Source organism: Paenibacillus sp. PK3_47 (assembly GCF_023520895.1).
GTDB lineage: Bacteria > Bacillota > Bacilli > Paenibacillales > Paenibacillaceae > Paenibacillus_AQ.
On record NZ_CP026029.1, the window covers coordinates 2,868,098 to 2,885,532 of the forward strand.

A 17,435-nucleotide genomic window follows, 5' to 3' on the forward strand; every position below is an offset into this window, starting at 1 on the left:
GATGACCGTTGCGATCGTCGACTACGGCATGGGCAATCTGCACAGTGTCAGCAAAGCTGTGGAGCGTCTGGGCTACAAGAGTCTGGTGACCGGGGATGCCCGGGAAATTCTTGCGGCGAACAGCGTCATCCTGCCGGGTGTCGGTGCGTTCAGCGATGCGATGGAGCATTTGCGGGAGACCGGCCTGGATCTGGTAGTCAAAGAGGCCGCTGCCGGGAGCCAGCCGGTGCTCGGGATCTGCCTCGGCATGCAGCTGCTGTTCAGCAGCGGCGAGGAGCATGGTGTCCATGAAGGACTGGATATTCTGCCCGGTTCGGTAGTGCGTTTTGCCCCGAGAGACGGCTATAAAGTGCCGCATATGGGCTGGAACAAGCTGAGCTTCCGCCAGCCGGAGAGTCCGCTGCTCAAGGATCTGGAAGAAGGGCATGTCTACTTCGTTCACTCCTATCATGCGCTGGCTCGGCAGGAGAGTGATTTGCTCGCAGTCACCGACTACGGCCATCCTGTCACGGCGGTCGTCGGGCGGGAGAATGTATTCGGCATGCAGTTTCATCCGGAAAAAAGCGGAGAGCTCGGGATGAAGCTGCTGGGGAATTTTTTGAAGCTGACAGGAGAGCGGGCGTAAGCCCGCTATCACTATATTCGTAATGAAAGCGGGGAGCAGCACATGTCTTCATTCATAGTATATCCGGCGATTGATATCCGGGACGGCAAATGTGTCAGACTGCAGCAGGGGGATTACGCCCAGGAAACAATCTATAACGACAGCCCGGTGGAGGTTGCGAAGTCATGGGAAGCGCAGGGCGGCAAGTTTATTCATCTTGTGGACCTTGACGGTGCCAAGGCGGGTCACCCGGTCAATGATGCTATTATCGGCGCAATTGCAGCAAATGCGAATGTTCCGGTCCAGGTAGGCGGCGGACTGCGCAGCCTGGCGGATGTGGAGAAGCTTCTGAACCTTGGGGTCAGCCGGGTCATTATCGGTACTGCGGCGATCAATGATCATGCTTTTACAGAAGCTGTGCTGGCCAAATACGGCGATAAGGTCGCTATCGGGATTGATGCCCGTAACGGCTATGTAGCGACACACGGCTGGCTGAATACCTCCGAGGTGCGTGCAGAGGATTTGGCCAAGGAGCTGGCCGCCAAAGGCGCGGAAACCTTTATTTATACCGATATTTCCCGTGACGGCATGATGCAGGGACCGAACGTGGAAGGCATTCTGTCAATGGCGGCAGCCAGCGGCAAAAGCGTCATCGCCTCCGGCGGGGTGACAAGCCTGGATGATCTTCTGCGGCTGAATGTACATAGTGCGGATGGTATCGGCGGAGCTATTGTCGGCAAAGCGCTGTATACCGGCAATATCAATCTGTCTGAAGCTTTGCGTGCGTTGGGACAGCAGTAAGCAGCCTTTAATTCAAAGACAGCCGCCGGTTAATCTTAAGTAACGGCGGCTGTTCCGGCTAGGCGAGAGAAAGGGGTTCTATCATGTTAGCCAAACGTATCATTCCCTGTCTGGATGTGAAGGACGGGCGGGTAGTCAAGGGCGTTAATTTTGTCAATCTGCGCGATGCCGGGGACCCGGTGGAGCTGGCGGCACTGTATGACCGCGAAGGTGCGGATGAGCTGGTGTTCCTGGATATTTCCGCTTCGGTAGAAGGCCGGGCGACGATGGTTGAAGTGGTGCGCCAGACGGCAGGCGAAATTGCCATTCCGTTCACGGTAGGCGGCGGCATCTCGACTCCTGAGGATATGAAAATCATCCTGCGCGCAGGCGCGGACAAAATCGGCATCAACACGGCAGCCGTCAACAATCCGCAGCTCATTCTGGAAGGGGCGCGGCGCTTCGGCTCGCAGTGTATTGTGGTAGCGATGGATGCTAAATATAATGAAGCTTGGGGCGAATGGGAAGTGTACACGCACGGCGGGCGCAAGCCTACCGGGATCCGTGCACTGGCCTGGGCCAAGGAAGCGGAGAAGCTGGGCGCGGGCGAAATTCTGCTGACCAGCATGGATGCGGACGGCACCAAGGACGGCTTCGATCTGCAGCTCACGTCTGCGGTATGCGATATCCTTAGCATTCCGGTTATTGCCTCCGGCGGTGCCGGGAAGATTGATCATTTTTACGATGTATTTACAGCAGGCAAAGCCGATGCGGGACTGGCTGCGACTATTTTTCACTATAAAGAGATTGCCATTCAAGACTTGAAAGCCGATCTGAAGCAAAAAGGGGTAGAGATCCGATGAGCCAAGAACTAGAGAATACAGCCCTGATTCAACAAGAAATTATCGATACCATCCGCTGGAATGAATCCGGGCTGCTGCCTGCCGTTGTGCAGGATGCCAATACCCTGGAGGTGTTGATGTTCGCCTACATGAATCCGGAGTCCCTGCGCCTCTCGCTGGATAGCGGACAGACGTGGTTCTGGAGCCGTTCACGCAAAGAGCTATGGCATAAGGGCGGGACTTCAGGCAATACCCAGGCCATCACTTCGATTCATTATGACTGTGACAGCGATACGCTGCTGGTGAAGGTGGTTCCGGAAGGACCTGCCTGCCATACCGGCGAAAATACATGCTTCTTCCGCGAGCTTCCGCTGAGCAGCCCTGCCGCTGTGGAGCCGGATCACGCAGCAGCAACTTCCAACACTGCAAGGTTTGCCGTCCTGGGAGAATTGGAACGGGTCATTGCCGAGCGTGAAATCGAGCGTCCGGAAGGCGCTTATACTACTTATCTGTTTGACAAGGGTGTCGACAAAATCCTCAAAAAGGTCGGTGAAGAAGCTTCCGAGACGATCATCGCCGCCAAAAACAAGGATAATGCCGAGCTGCGTCTTGAAGTCAGCGATCTGATCTATCACCTGCTCGTCCTGCTGCAGGAGCGCAAGCTGCCGCTCGATGAAATCCTGGAAGAGCTTAGCGCACGCCACGAACGTCCGCGCCGGGACTAGAAGGGAGCCTTTCGCATGCATATCGATTATCATACCCACCATGAACGCTGCGGCCATGCGGTAGGGAAGCTGGAGGAATACGTGCAGCGCGGCATAGAGCTGGGGCTGCAGCAGCTCGGGCTGTCGGACCACCTCCCGTTGATCCATGTGGACCCGGATAGCTATTATCCCGAGATGGCCATGCCGCTGGCTGAGCTTCCGCGGTATGTCGAAGAGTGTCTTACGCTGAAGGAGCGCTACCGCGGCCAGATTGAACTGCGTGTGGGACTGGAGGCCGATTATATCGAAGGCTATGAGGAGCAAATCCGTGAGCTATTGGCGCCGTACCCCTGGGATTATCTGATCGGCTCCGTGCACTTTTTGGGAGAATGGGATATTACCGATTTCCGTCAGGTTCACGGGTGGGAAGACCGGGATGTCATGGCGGTATATCGCCAATATTATGAAGCTGTCCAGAGGTCGGCGAGATCGGGATTATATGATATTATAGGACATATGGATGTTATCAAACGGTTCGGCTATGGTCCTAAGACGCCGGAAGAGAAAGCAGAGGTCCGCGGGCTTGAGCTTGATACGCTGAAGGTGATTGCAGGGAGCGGCATCGCCATGGAGCTTAATGCCTCCGGCCTTACCAAGCCCTGCGCCGAGATGTTCCCGGCAGAGCATGTGCTTCAGCAGGCTTTTGAGCTTGGGATTCCGCTGACTTTGGGCTCCGATGCCCATGACTCGGCCAAGCTGGGAGACGGGCTCGGCGAGGCCCGCAGTCTGCTGTGGCGGACCGGTTTCCGCGAGCTTGCGGTGTTCGAGGGCCGGCGCCGTTCATCCGTTTCATTTGAACTATAAATTTTGATCCCCAGGAGGGTACTATGCATCATCATCAATTGCGTATTTTTTCCGGTTCGTCGAATCCGAAGCTGGCCGCAGATATTGCGGAGCGTCTTGGTGCACCACTCGGCCAAATTAAGCTGACCCGTTTCAAGAGCGGCGAGATTTATGTGCATTATGAAGAGAGCATCCGGAACTGCGACGTATTTTTGGTGCAATCCCTCGCTCATCCGATTAACGAGCTGTTCGTGGAGACACTTGTCATGATTGATGCAGCCAAACGCGCTTCGGCAAGAACGGTGAACATCATCGTGCCTTATTACGGATATGCCCGGCAGGAGCGCAAATCCGCGCCGCGTGAGCCGATTTCGGCCAAAATGGTAGCTGATGTGCTTACGACCGCCGGAGCTACGCGGGTTATTACCATTGATCTGCATGCCGCGGCCATTCAAGGCTTCTTCAATATTCCGGTAGATCATCTGACCGCACTGGATCTGATCAGCGGATATTTGAAGGTCAAGGGCATCTCCAATCCTGTGGTGGTCTCCCCGGATGCGGGCCGTGCCTCCATGGCCGAGAAGCTGGCCAGCCGGCTGGACTCCCCGTTTGCGATTATGATCAAGAAACGCCCGGCTCATAATGAATCGGTGATCACTCACGTGATTGGCGATGTGGAGGGGCGGACACCGATTATTATCGAGGATCTGATCGATACAGGCACGACGATTGTGAATGTGGTGGAAGGCTTGAAGGAGCGGGGGGCCCAGAACAGTATCGTTTGTGCGACTCATGGTCTTTTCTCCGACAACGCGGTTGTCCGTATGGATCATCCTAACATTGACGAGATCGTGGTTACCGATTCTATCGCCCTGCCTGACAACCATTCCAGCCGGTTCACGGTACTGTCTGTGGCGCCAATGCTGGCTGAAGCGACGCGGATTATCCTCGAAGGCGGATCTATAGATAAGCTGTTTAGAGACGCAGGAATCTGATTCCTGCGTTTTTTGCTGTAATTTGCAGCAGGGGATGACCGGATTCTGCAATCTTCAAGCTTTTTCCTCCCAAAAGGCCTGCTGCGGCTTGAGAATCTTCCGTCTACATGTGTTATACTGTGTGAAGACAGCTAGGGCCAGAAATGGAAACGGAAGAACGGTAAGGCAGGAACTTGGACTGCTGTTCATCCCGCCCTCCTGTTTTTTTCGCGTATATAAGGAAGCTTGTAAAGAGGGAGGTGTCTTGCTTCCATGATGAAAAGAATTTCAGAGAATGCGGCGGAGAACGATAATGTAATTCCCGTCACTCTGAATGCCAACTTTTTCTTTGAAAGAGCCGTTCGGTCCCTGGACCGCTTTCAATATGATAAGGCATTAAAGAATTTCCGCAAGGCCGTAGAATATGAACCGGAGAATCCGGTGAATCACTGCAACATGGCTGGTATATTGTCAGAGATGGGCAATTATGAGGCGTCTAATGAGATTCTGACCCATGTGCTGGAGGAGATTGATCCGGCGATGACGGAATGTCATTTCTATATGGCTAATAACTTCGCGAATATGGAAAGCTTTGAAGAGGCGGAGCGCGCACTGATGACGTACCTGGAAGAGGACGCAAGCGGGGAGTATCTGACAGAGTCCGAGGAGTTAATGGAGCTGCTGCAGTATGAGCTGAACCGCCCTGCTCCGCTCGTACGCATCCGCAGCCGTGAAGGGGTAGTCGAACATGACCGGGCACGCGCGATGCTGGAAGAAGGGAAGTTTCCCCAGGCGGTGAAGCTGCTGGAGGAGATTGTAGAGAGTACGCCTGATTTTCTCGCAGCACATAACAATCTGGCTCTTGCCTACTTCTATATGGGCCGGTTCGCCAAAGCGAAGGAATGCCTGTCGGAGGTGCTGGAGCAGGATCCCGGCAATCTGCATGCGCTCTGCAATATGGCAATATTTATGCAGTATGCCGGGGATAAGGAGGAGCTTGCCGCTCTGGTCCGCATGCTTGAAGCCACAGTGCCGTTCCATCAGGAGCATGTATTCAAAATGGCCACAACGATGGGCATTCTCGGCAGCCACAGAACGGCCTACGGCCATTTCCGCCGGCTGCTGAAGGATGAAGAGGTTGGCGGAGATGCCAGTCTCTATCATTACTGCGCGGCGGCTGCCAGCAACAGCGGCGAGTACAGCGAAGCGCTGCGCTGCTGGAAGCAGGCGGCCAAGCTTGACCCTGAATCGCCTGTTCCCGGCTTCTTCTTGTCCCAGCTGCAGGCCTCCCAGGCGGCAGGCAGACCGATGTCTCCTGTCAGCTATAACTATCAGCTGCCTTTTCAGGAGCAGCTCAAGCAGTGGAAGGACAATACGGAGAAATTCACGGAAGAGGTGCGGAATAACCCGCTGCTGCGTGCCTCATTCTTCTGGGCCTTGCGCTACGGGGATTCCGGTACGAAGCTGCAGGTGACAGAAGCGCTCCGCTGGATCGAAGACAAGGAAATGTCTGACGTTCTGCAGGAGCTGATTACCAAAGAGCCTGTGCAGGAGAATAAGCTGCAGGAGGCCGCATTAATCAGCCTGCAGCGGCTGATCGGAGGCTGCTATGAAGAGAAGGCCGGCGAAGACGAACAGCAGACATCCGCGGCGGGACCCAAAGGGCTGCCGGAATGGAAAGATGACTGGCAGCGGGTGATAGACCAGACTACGGCGATGATGGACCGCAGATTTGACACTGCCCAGAAAAGGGACGCAGAGCTTCTGTGGAAGCAGTTCATCAGCAGCCTCTATCCGGATGTGCCGTATTTCCGCCACACCGGCGGCTGGTGCGCCGCTCTAGAATATATAACCGCCAAAAGGCACGGCCGGCCGGTTACTTACCGCGAGGTTGCCCAGCAATACGGAGTCACGGCCTCGATGGTCAGCAGATATGCACGCCGGATCGGGGACAGCTGCGGAGTTCCGGGAACCTTCCCGGAACCGGAAAGCCTGACCTCGTCTACAGAAAATATCTGATCCGGTCTGCATTTGGTTCTAACATGAGCAAATACGTATAATTAAGGGTATAGTATAGGAATTACCTACTTGTAAGGAGGCCGCAGTAATGTACAAAACAATTGTAATCGGAACGGGTCCTGCCGGACTGACAGCCGCAATATACCTGGCACGGGCGAACCTGAACCCGCTCGTCATTGAAGGCTTGCAGCCGGGCGGGCAGCTGACAACGACGACAGAAGTGGAGAACTTTCCAGGCTTTCCTGAGGGTATCCTCGGCCCTGACCTGATGGAGAATATGCGTAAGCAGGCGCAGCGCTTTGGCGCGGAGTTCAAGAACGGCTGGGTGGAATCCGTGGATTTCTCACAGCGGCCCTTCAAAGTAACCGTGGATGGACAGGGTGTACTGGAGGCGGAGTCGGTTATTATCTCGACAGGCGCATCGGCCAGATATCTGGGCATCCCGGGCGAGCAGGAGAATGTAGGGCGGGGGGTCAGCACTTGTGCGACCTGTGACGGCTTCTTTTTCCGCGGCAAAAAGATTATCGTAGTCGGCGGAGGCGACTCCGCCATGGAGGAAGCGAGCTTCCTGACCCGCTTTGCATCCAGTGTTACGGTGGTTCACCGCCGCTCCGAGCTGCGCGCTTCGAAGATTATGCAGGACCGTGCACGCGATAACAGCAAGGTAGCGTGGGCGCTTAACCGCACACCGCTTGAAGTGACCGTAACGGATAACAAGGTACAAGGCCTGACGGTCCGCGATAACGAGACGGGTCTTGAAGAGCTGATTGAAGCGGACGGCGTGTTCGTGGCGATCGGACACACCCCGAACACGGCCTTCCTGGGCGGCCAGATTACAACGGATGCGAACGGGTACATTGTTGTTAAGCCGGGAACTACGGAAACGAACATCCCCGGAGTCTTCGCTTGCGGAGATGTGCAGGATACTCGTTACCGCCAGGCGATTTCGGCAGCCGGAACGGGCTGTATGGCGGCAATGGACGCCGAGAAGTATCTGGAAGGCACCATGGTGCATGACTGGAGCGAATCGCTGGATAAATAACATCCGGATGACCAGATGATATGAAGTTAATGAAGCTGTCTCCTCTGCTGCTGAAGCGGAAGGAGGCGGCTTTTTTGTGTTAAATCAGCGTCTTTTATCACTTAGTGACTGGAATCACAATCCCCCCTTAGGGGCTATGCTAAGCTGTTGTTGAGAAGAGTTCTCAATTAATAGAGTACCTTTTAGGAGGTAGGCACATGAGCAAAGTGCTGAAGATGGATGAGCCCATATTCGACCTGGTGGACCGGCATCCTGAAGTCATGGATATTATGGTAGAGCTCGGTTTCCGCGATATTGCAAAACCCGGAATGCTGCAGACAGCAGGCCGGTTCATGACCTTAACCAAAGGAATCAAGTTGAAACGAATGGATCTTGATACTGTCCGGCAGGCCTTTGAGGCCCATGGTTTTGAGATTTTACAATAGAAGATTAAGGAGAGGGTAAAAATGAGCGAGCTGATTAACAACCGTGAAGTGGATGTACCCGAGCAGACCCGCCGCCAGGCGATGCTTAAGGAGATTATTAAGGAACTCCATGCAGGTAAAAGTGTAGACGAGGTCAAAGCCCGTTTTGCTGAAGCGGTAGGTGATGTTACTGTAGCTGAAATTTCGGCGATGGAGCATTCCTTAATGACGGAAGAGGGGATTCCGGTCGAGGAAGTGCAGCGTCTGTGTTCTGTGCATACGGCGATTTTCAAAGGCTCGATTGAGCAGATTCACCGTTCCTCGAAGCCGGAAGAGCAGCCGGGACATCCGGTGCATACCTTCAAGCTGGAAAACCGGGAGATTGAACGTCTCGTGAACTTCCGCCTGGAGCTTCATGCAGGCAAGTTCGCGAAGAATGACAGTGAAGAGATTGTTTATAAGCTGCTGGAGGATCTCAGTCTGCTGCTGGACCTGGATAAGCACTACAGCCGCAAGGAGAATCTGCTGTTTCCGTACCTTGAGAAGTATGGGATTTATGGTCCGACCAAGGTGATGTGGGGAGTAGACGACGGCATCCGTGCCATGATAAAAGAAGCCAAAGCCGCATTAAGTCCCTACCAGGGCAATAAGGAAGAAATCGGCGGTATGCTGGCGGACATCATCCAGGAAGTCAATGAAATGATCTTTAAGGAAGAAAATATTCTGCTGCCGATGGCGCTCGATAAGCTGACTGAAGATGAGTGGGTCAAAATTGCCCGTGAGAGTGAGGAAATCGGCTTCTGCCTTGCCGCCCCTGATCAGGTGTGGATTCCGGAGCGTGCTGCCGAGCCTCAGGGCGCTGCAGAAGAAGCTTCCCCGGAGTCGCCGCAGGGCTACATCCGCTTCGAGACGGGTCTTCTGTCCGTGCATCAGCTGGAGACGATAATGAATCATCTGCCGGTCGACCTGACATTTATTGACGAGAACGACGTAGTACGTTATTTTTCGCACGGCAAGGAGCGGATCTTTGCCCGGACCAAGGCGGTCATCGGCCGTACCGTGCAGAACTGCCATCCGCCGCAAAGCGTGCATGTGGTCGAGAAGCTGCTGGAGGATTTCAAGGCAGGCCGCAAGGATGCGGAGGACTTTTGGATTAATATAAAAGATAAATTTATCTACATCCGTTATTTTGCCGTGCGGGATGCAGAGGGCCGCTATATGGGTACGCTGGAGTTCACCCAGAACATTGCGCCGATCCGGGCACTGGAAGGCCAAAAACGGATATTGTCGGAATAATGACAAGGTTTTGCTTATAGGATGTTCCTACGGATGGGTATTTTGATTGGAGTGATTGTATTTTGTGCAGCAGAATCTTTGCCAATCGGCCCTAAATCCCATGCTGCTGCACTTTGTACATTTGATTAGAGGATAATGGTGTAAAAACGCCAAAACGTGCCGATTCTGCTGTACAAACTACACTAGTTTCGATTTTTGGGCAGATTTAAGGCTCATCGGATGTATAAAGTGCAACAGAATGTCTCAAGCTCCTTATACATTGGCCGTGAACTCAATGATTCGCCTGATCATTACTTTTGACAATTCCTGCATAATTCATATAGCTGTATTTCCTGCAACTAAAGTGGCCCATTCAGGCTTTAGAATGAGTTTACCTGCACTTTCTGCAGTTAAAATCCCCTTTATTCCGCAAAAGTGTACGTTTTACCGTTTTTACCTGCACAGAATACAGCTAAACTCCCGAGCCCGTTTTTTTGCAGGCTTTTAGCTGCACCAAATACATTTAACAGCTATCCATTCCGGCAGTCAGGCAGAACGCAGTCCAGTGTTCCAGCAGCAGCTTATCATAAATTACAAACCATATAACCGGTTCTTCCGGACCCTGATTAAGACTTCTTTGCGTGATGTGCAAGGAGTCTTTTTTTAATTCAATCTTACTCTGCCATAGGAACTGGCCTGCCAGTCAGCCATTATTACCCGGGTGTGCCGCCATTCCTTGACCGCAGGGGAGGCTTCTATTATAGTGGGTACGTAGGATTAACTATTTTAGCATAGAAAAAGGTGGCTTGTTACATGTCTGAAAATATCTACGTTGGCGTGGATTTAGGCGGAACCACGATTAAGGTTGGAATCTGCAGTGCCGAAGGAAATCTGCTTCACACTTACGAAGGGCCTACGGGAACTGCGGACGGCGTTGATACCGTCATCGACAACATTGAGAAGTATGTACGCCAGATTGTGGAAGAATCCCCGTACTCCTGGGAGCAGCTGGCCGGTGTCGGCGCGGGTCTGGCCGGGTTTACGAACATTCGTGAAGGAATCATTATCCATGCGCCTAACATAGGATTTAGAGATGTGCCGATCCGCTCCATTCTGGAGGGTCGCTTGAACAAGCCTGTCAAAATAGACAATGATGCTAACGTGGCAGCGCTGGGCGAAGCATGGAGCGGCGCAGGACGCGGTATTGACAATTGCGTATGCTATACGCTGGGAACCGGCGTTGGCGGCGGCATTATCATTAACGGTAAGGTATATCAAGGGTTTGCGGGTCTGGCCGGCGAGCTGGGCCATATCTCTGTAGTGCCTGATCTTGAAGCCATCCAGTGCGGATGCGGCAAGATGGGCTGCTTGGAAACGGTTTCCTCTGCTACTGGGATTATCCGGATGGCGAACGATGCCGTTGCCCGCGGAGACCGTACTTCCCTGTCACAGGTAGAGAAGATTGCAGCCAAGGAAGTGTTCGATGCTGCCAAGGCCGGCGACGAAGTTGCCCTGCGCATTGTTAACCGTGCAGCCTTCTATCTCGGCAAATCGATGGCCTCTGTTGCTGCAGTACTGAATCCGGAAGTGTTCATCGTTGGCGGAGGCGTATCCAAAGCCGGCGACATTCTGTTTGATGAAGTCCGCCGTGTATTCGCCCAGCTGACTCCGGCACCGCTGCTGACAGGCGTAACTATCGTTCCGGCAGAGCTTGGCAATGATGCGGGTATTATTGGTGCGGCAGGTCTGCTTCTGCGTTCTTAAAAACCGGAAATTATTCATATACTAATTTATAGGGAGGGGACGCTTTTATGACCGAACCGGAGCACACTCCTTCGGCTGGTGCCACCCTGATCATTATTACGGGAATGTCGGGTGCAGGCAAGACGATTGCCGTACAGAGTCTGGAAGACCTCGGGTTCTTCTGCGTCGATAATCTGCCTCCGGTACTGATTCCGAAATTCGCGGAGCTGATTGAGCAGTCCAAAGGGAAAATCGCCAAGGTTGCTCTTGTTATTGACCTGCGCGGGCGCGAGTTTTTCACGGCATTGTCAGAATCACTGGCCTATATCAAGAACGAGTCAAGCATCGGCTGCGAAATTCTGTTCCTGGATGCAACCGACTCTGTGCTGGTGCAGCGCTATAAGGAGAGCCGGCGGCATCATCCGCTGGCCCCCAAAGGCATGCCGCTCGACGGGATCCGCCTGGAGCGCCAGATGCTGGATGAGCTGAAGAATTCCGCTACCCTGTGTCTGGACACCAGCAGCATGAAGCCGGTGCAGCTCAAGGAGAAAATCGTATCGCGGTTCTCTCATCTGGGCAAAAGCACACTCTCCGTCAATATTACTTCGTTCGGCTTTAAGTATGGCATTCCAATTGATGCAGACCTCGTGTTTGATGTCCGTTTTTTGCCCAACCCGCATTATGTGGACCAGCTGCGGCCCAAGACAGGCCAGGACAGCGATGTGTATGATTATGTAATGAAATGGCCTGAAACACAGGCGTTTCTGACCAAACTGCTGGATATGCTGCATTTCCTGATTCCGCAATACCGTAATGAGGGGAAATCCCAGGTTATTATCGGTATCGGCTGTACGGGAGGCAAACACCGTTCAGTCGCGATTTCAGAGTATTTGGGTAAAATGCTGGGGGTTAGCGAGACGGAGCTGGTGGCGGTCAGCCACCGGGATTCCGAGCGTGACCGGCATTAACGAGAGAAGGGGTCAATAGTGGCTGAAGAACAAGGACAGCGTCCGCGTATTGTCGTCATGGGCGGGGGTACCGGACTGTCTGTCATGCTTCGCGGTTTGAAGGAAAAGCCGCTTGATATTACAGCGATAGTCACTGTAGCAGATGACGGAGGGAGCTCCGGGATTCTGCGCAATGAGCTGCAGATGCCGCCTCCCGGCGACATCCGCAATGTGTTAACGGCAATGGCTGATGTAGAGCCGCTGATGGCGCAGATTATGAAATACCGTTTCAGCAGCGGAGAGGGCCTCGCCGGGCATAGCCTCGGCAATCTGATTCTGGCTGCACTTACCGATATTTCCGGCGATTTTGTCACCGGAGTACGGGAGCTCAGCCGGTTGTTCGCTGTCCGCGGCCGGGTGCTTCCGGCTGCCGGAGAAGCAGTAGTGCTGCATGCCGAGATGGCTGACGGGACTATTGTTACCGGCGAGTCCAAGATTCCGGAGGCCGGAGGCGTCATCAAGCGCGTATTTTTGGAGCCGGCGGAGGTTGAGCCGCTGCCTGAAGCGCTGGAGGCGATCCGGAATGCAGATGCCATTCTGTGCGGGCCGGGCAGCCTGTACACGAGTATTCTGCCCAATCTGCTCGTGCCGAAGCTGGCGGAGGCGGTTGTTGCTTCCAGTGCCATCAAAATATTTGTCTGCAATGTTATGACCCAGCCGGGTGAAACCGATAATTATACGGTAAGCGATCATCTTCAGGCGGTGTATGACCATGTCGGCCTGCATTTGTTCGATTATGTCATTGTTAATGACGGTGAGATACCGGAACAGGTGCAGATCAAATATGCCGAGAAGGGCGCGCGTCCGGTGCAGCTTGACCGGGAGGCCGTCGACGGTAACGGATACAAGGTGATTGCCGACAAGCTGGTATTATTTAAGACTTATTTGCGGCATGATACGGATAAGCTCAGTCATCACATTTACCAGCTGGTGAAGGACTGGATATCCAGATAACAGACGAAATCTGCTGCTCCAAGTTGTATGAACATGAAAGAGGTGAGCCCCTTGTCTTTTGCGGCCCTTACCAAAAAAGAGCTGACGATGGTGGAGAGCCAGCCCTGCTGCGAGAAGGCGGAAATGTCGGCGCTGATCCGGATGAACGGTTCCGTGCAGCTTTCAAGCAAAAAGGTTGTTCTCGACATTTCGACGGAGAACGCCGCGATTGCAAGGCGGGTATATTCTTTGCTTAAGAAATATTACCAGGTCCATATCGAGCTGCTCGTGCGTAAAAAAATGCGTTTGAAGAAGAATAACGTTTATATCGTAAGAATTCCAAACCAGGTGCAGGAGATCCTGAAGGATCTGCGGATTGTCTCCGAAGGCTTTATTTTTACCGATGGGATCGATGAGGAAATCGTCGGCAAGAACTGCTGCAAACGGGCTTATCTCCGCGGTGCCTTTATGGCGGGAGGATCCGTTAACAATCCGGAAGGCTCGTCCTATCATTTGGAAATCGCTTCCATGTATGAGGAGCACTGCAAAGCGCTTGTGGAGCTGGCTGGTGAATTTCACCTGAACGCCCGCTGTATTGAGCGCAAGAAGGGCTTCATACTGTACATCAAGGAAGGCGAGAAGATCATTGAGTTCCTCAGTCTCATCGGCGCCCATCAGGCGCTGTTCAAGTTCGAGGACGTGCGGATTATGCGCGATATGCGCAACTCGGTGAACCGGATCGTAAACTGTGAGACAGCCAACCTGAACAAGACGATCAGTGCGGCAGTGCGCCAGATTGAGAACATCAAGCTGCTGCAGCGTGAGGTGGGGCTGGAAAGTCTGCCGGATAAGCTGCGGGAGGTTGCCGAGATCAGGCTGGCACACCCCGATATCAACCTTAAGGAAGTCGGCGAGATGCTGAAAGGGAACGTCAGTAAATCCGGTGTGAACCACCGTCTGCGCAAAATTGACGAGCTGGCGGAGAAGGTTAGGGGCGGCTGATATTTTTTTTCTAGTGTGGATCAGGTTATAATGATATAATATTATAAAATTAATGTGAAATTTTTGGGCAGATCTCAAATAGGGGGTAAGCGTTTCATGACAAAGCACCCGGTAGTTGTTCGGTTGAAGACGGGGCTCCATGCTCGGCCGGCAGCATTGTTCGTGCAAGAAGCCAACAAGTTTTCGTCGGAGATTTTCGTGGAAAAAGATGATAAAAAAGTTAACGCCAAGAGCATCATGGGCATTATGAGCCTTGCGATCAGTTCCGGCACGGAGATTTATATTAGCGCGGATGGCGCCGATGCGGATCAGGCTGTAACCGCTTTGACAAGTCTTGTCAGCAAGGAAGAGCTGGAGAACCAGTAATCCGGGTTCCAGGCCTTAATTTTTGTACCATGAGCGAACGATGCTGTCATCCTGTACCAGGCTGGTCAGCATTTTAAAGAAGCCCCTTCGGGGGCTTTTTTTATTTTCTGCGATATGCAACTTTTGCCAGAGGGGCACGTCTAGAGGGTACCAACACTTTAACAAAAAATTGAAAGGGGATGGCAGGTATGAACAAATGGGGTAAAGCGGCCGGAACAGTATTGCTGGCAGGAAGTCTGATGGTAGGAGGGCTGGGGATCAGTGCGGCGATTCAAGGTCCTGAAAAGGCTTACGCTGCCGATGAGGTACAGAGGAATGTTGTGAGTGTAGTAGGTAAAGGTGAGCTCTCCATCAAGCCGGATATCGTGTATCTGTCGATCGGGGTGAGCACCTCTGCAGCAACGGCTGAAGAAGCCCAGAAGCTGAACGGGGCAAAGATTGCCAAGCTGACCACTCTGCTTAAGAATACCTGGGGCATTGCCGACAAGGATATTCAAAGCACACAGTTCTATGTACAGCCTAACTACGTTTATAACGAAAAAGAAGGCCAGCAGGTAAAGGGGTATAACGCCCAGCACACACTGCAGGTATCTTACCGGGATCTGACCAAAGTCGGACAGCTGCTGGATGCCGCTTCGGCTGCAGGAGCCAACAATATCGGCGGTGCGCGTTTTGCCATCGAGGATCCTTCCGCATTTGAAGCTCAAGTGATCGAGAAAGCCATGGCTAATGCAGATGTAAAGGCAGCAGCCATTGCCAAAGTAGCCAAACGCAGCCTGGGGCAGGTCGTTACAGTGATCCAGAGCGATGACGGCAACAACCCTGTGTACTACATGGAGAATGCCATGGCGTCGAAAGCATCAGCAGATATGGCAGCAGGCACTTCTGTTGAAGCTGGTGAAGTCAAGGTATCCACACAGCTTAGCGTAACCTATGAATTGAAATAGGCCCATCCTGATAGAGGTGCTGCTTCTGCCGTAATGGCAGGGGCGGGCCTCTATTGCTTTTTCAGCCGGGGAATGTGTGAAATCTCTCAAAATGTTTAAAGAACTGTAATAAGCCATGCTATTTTTGCAGTAAAACCTTAAGAAACTGTAAGCGCCGTTGTAACAATAGCGGATTATCTTTTTACTATAATGGGAAGAGTGAACCGGGGACAATCAGGCCTCCGGACTTGTGTGGAATTACATCAAGGCAATCAACGTGCCACGGAAGGAGAATGCATGATGAATATTATACTTAAGGATAAAGCCCTTAAATGGGGAGCGGGAATGTTGGCGGCGGGGATGCTGCTGGGCGGGGGATTGCTGCCTGCGGGAACGTCACAAGCGGCACCGGCTGCAGCTGCAGCCAAAGCAGGCCAGTCGCAGGTTATTCTGAAATGGAACGGCAGCATCACGAAGCAGACGGGTATTTTTAACGGGGGTAAAGTTTGGGTACCGGTTGCTTTCCTGCGGGACAGCCTGGGCATGCCGGTATCTTATAATAAGGCAGATATGACTTACACGATCGGCAAAGGCAACACACTGACCAAGCTGATGGTCTCGGATTACGGCATCTCTATTTCGGTGAACAATTATTTTCTCGGAGATTATGAAGCCAAAAATATAAATAACCGCATGTATGTACCGCTGGACCTGTTAACCGGTTATCTCGGCTACCACGGTGACTGGAGTCCGCCTACGGGCCGTCTGAATGTGATGAAGCAGAAGCAGAACAATATTACGATTACTACGGAGAGCTACGTCAAAGAAAGCAAGGATGCGCCGATCAGGCTGGATTATCCGGTAATCAGCGGTCTTGCGAATGCCGAAGCACAAAAAGCAATCAACGATACGCTGAAGCAGACGGTGCTTAATTACGCGGCAGATGCCGAAAAACAAATCGCTGACAGAGCGGCAGATGACCGGCCTTACGAGTTTGAGGGTGGATATGTCGTGACCTATAACCAGAATGGTGTGCTTAGTCTTATTACGCAGCAGTATGGCTACACCGGCGGAGCACACGGGATGACTTACCGCAATGCCTTCACCTTCTCGCTTAAAGACGGCAAACGCCTGCTGCTGGGAGATCTGTTCGGGGCTAACCCTAATTATAAAAAAGAGCTGAATGCCAAGCTGTCCAAGCAGCTTAAGGCGGATGGCGGCTATCTCGGCGGATTTACTGGTCTGAACACAGAGAAATATTTCTATCTGCAGGACGGCAAGGTGACGCTGTTCTTCCAGCTGTACGAATATACGGCCTACGCTGCGGGATTCCCTGAGTTTACCTTCACCTTTAAAGAATTACTGCCGGACGGGAGCAGTCCGTTTGCGGGATTGAAGTGAGACGCGGATGACATTGTGTGAAGTGACTGTGGAATGAGTTATGTGAATGGCGACGGATTACCTTGTTCATGATTTATGAATATTATATGTAAAATCCAAGGCTGTCGAGAGAGTTTTGACAGCCTTATCTAGTTGATTTTGATTTCATGCGACACTGCGTTAACAAGTGCCGGCTCCACCCCATCTCGTCGCGCGTACCAGAACCTATTAATTACTTGGCAATCCTAATGTAACGGACTACAGTTCCGTTATTTTGCGCTGGAGGTGTGCTTTGGAATCCTAACGGACCCTAGATCCCTTGTTTCATCCGGATGGGCGTTATTTATCCCTCATTTGGCGGAATAAAGGAACTACGGTCTGTTAGCGGTGGAAATGGGGCGATTATCGGCAAATAACGGAAGCAGTGTCCGTTAGCGCGGCAAAGGGGACGGGGCAAGTAACGGATGCAGCTTCCGTTCCGCATGGAGGGAAGCGCCCGGCAGCCTTATGCGCCCGCCCCGTTATCCGCCGATAATCTCCTTAATAATATGTCTATCCGTTAAATGCACACCTATCCTGCCGTTACCTGAT

General features: G+C 52.7%; 17 protein-coding genes. All 17 read left to right on the forward strand.

Annotated elements, in window-relative coordinates; genetic code table 11:
• Position 1 precedes the first annotated feature (1 nt).
• The 17 genes from hisH to C2I18_RS12935 all read left to right on the forward strand — a co-directional run bounded on the left by hisH (position 2) and on the right by C2I18_RS12935 (position 16,865).
• The gene (gene hisH, locus C2I18_RS12855) at positions 2–625 is read left to right on the forward strand and encodes an imidazole glycerol phosphate synthase subunit HisH (RefSeq protein WP_249901543.1); all 624 of its coding nucleotides are present in this window, start codon (positions 2–4) and stop codon (positions 623–625) included.
• 42 nt (positions 626–667) lie between these two features.
• Positions 668–1,405, forward strand: coding sequence for a 1-(5-phosphoribosyl)-5-[(5-phosphoribosylamino)methylideneamino]imidazole-4-carboxamide isomerase (gene hisA, locus C2I18_RS12860; RefSeq protein ID WP_249901544.1), 738 nt, complete (start codon positions 668–670; stop codon positions 1,403–1,405).
• 83 nt (positions 1,406–1,488) lie between these two features.
• Positions 1,489–2,247 (forward strand): imidazole glycerol phosphate synthase subunit HisF, encoded by a 759-nt coding sequence (gene hisF, locus C2I18_RS12865; protein WP_249901545.1) that lies wholly within the window; start codon positions 1,489–1,491, stop codon positions 2,245–2,247.
• Positions 2,244–2,951, forward strand: a complete 708-nt coding sequence (hisIE, locus tag C2I18_RS12870) for a bifunctional phosphoribosyl-AMP cyclohydrolase/phosphoribosyl-ATP diphosphatase HisIE (RefSeq protein WP_249901546.1) — start codon at positions 2,244–2,246, stop codon at positions 2,949–2,951. Before hisF ends, hisIE begins: the two co-directional genes overlap by 4 nt.
• Before the next feature lie 15 nt (positions 2,952–2,966).
• On the forward strand, positions 2,967–3,794 hold the full coding sequence (gene hisJ / locus C2I18_RS12875; RefSeq protein ID WP_249901547.1) for a histidinol-phosphatase HisJ: 828 nt from the start codon (positions 2,967–2,969) through the stop codon (positions 3,792–3,794).
• Between the two features lie 23 nt (positions 3,795–3,817).
• Entirely contained in the window at positions 3,818–4,768 is a 951-nt protein-coding gene (locus C2I18_RS12880; RefSeq protein ID WP_249901548.1) for a ribose-phosphate diphosphokinase, read from the forward strand.
• Positions 4,769–5,020: 252 nt separating this feature from the next.
• On the forward strand, positions 5,021–6,766 hold the full coding sequence (locus C2I18_RS12885; protein WP_249901549.1) for a tetratricopeptide repeat protein: 1,746 nt from the start codon (positions 5,021–5,023) through the stop codon (positions 6,764–6,766).
• An 88-nt stretch (positions 6,767–6,854) separates the two neighbouring features.
• Positions 6,855–7,808, forward strand: coding sequence for a thioredoxin-disulfide reductase (gene trxB, locus C2I18_RS12890; protein WP_249901550.1), 954 nt, complete (start codon positions 6,855–6,857; stop codon positions 7,806–7,808).
• 197 nt (positions 7,809–8,005) lie between these two features.
• Complete coding sequence (locus C2I18_RS12895; RefSeq protein ID WP_249901551.1) at positions 8,006–8,233, forward strand: DUF1858 domain-containing protein; 228 nt, start codon at positions 8,006–8,008, stop codon at positions 8,231–8,233.
• Positions 8,234–8,254: 21 nt separating this feature from the next.
• Positions 8,255–9,508 (forward strand): DUF438 domain-containing protein, encoded by a 1,254-nt coding sequence (locus C2I18_RS12900; protein WP_249901552.1) that lies wholly within the window; start codon positions 8,255–8,257, stop codon positions 9,506–9,508.
• Between the two features lie 792 nt (positions 9,509–10,300).
• The gene (locus tag C2I18_RS12905; protein ID WP_249901553.1) at positions 10,301–11,251 is read left to right on the forward strand and encodes an ROK family glucokinase; all 951 of its coding nucleotides are present in this window, start codon (positions 10,301–10,303) and stop codon (positions 11,249–11,251) included.
• A gap of 47 nt (positions 11,252–11,298) precedes the next feature.
• The gene (rapZ, locus tag C2I18_RS12910) at positions 11,299–12,198 is read left to right on the forward strand and encodes an RNase adapter RapZ (RefSeq protein WP_249901554.1); all 900 of its coding nucleotides are present in this window, start codon (positions 11,299–11,301) and stop codon (positions 12,196–12,198) included.
• 57 nt (positions 12,199–12,255) lie between these two features.
• Positions 12,256–13,191, forward strand: coding sequence for a YvcK family protein (locus tag C2I18_RS12915; protein WP_249902104.1), 936 nt, complete (start codon positions 12,256–12,258; stop codon positions 13,189–13,191).
• A gap of 51 nt (positions 13,192–13,242) precedes the next feature.
• A complete protein-coding gene (whiA, locus tag C2I18_RS12920; protein ID WP_249902105.1) occupies positions 13,243–14,172 on the forward strand; it encodes a DNA-binding protein WhiA in 930 nt (309 codons plus the stop codon).
• Positions 14,173–14,268: 96 nt separating this feature from the next.
• The gene (locus tag C2I18_RS12925; protein WP_019914358.1) at positions 14,269–14,538 is read left to right on the forward strand and encodes an HPr family phosphocarrier protein; all 270 of its coding nucleotides are present in this window, start codon (positions 14,269–14,271) and stop codon (positions 14,536–14,538) included.
• A gap of 188 nt (positions 14,539–14,726) precedes the next feature.
• On the forward strand, positions 14,727–15,485 hold the full coding sequence (locus C2I18_RS12930) for an SIMPL domain-containing protein (protein ID WP_249901555.1): 759 nt from the start codon (positions 14,727–14,729) through the stop codon (positions 15,483–15,485).
• Positions 15,486–15,761: 276 nt separating this feature from the next.
• Positions 15,762–16,865 carry a PdaC/SigV domain-containing protein gene (locus tag C2I18_RS12935; protein ID WP_249901556.1) on the forward strand — a complete coding sequence of 368 codons (1,104 nt, stop codon included), beginning with the start codon at positions 15,762–15,764 and terminating at the stop codon, positions 16,863–16,865.
• Positions 16,866–17,435: the final 570 nt, after the last annotated feature.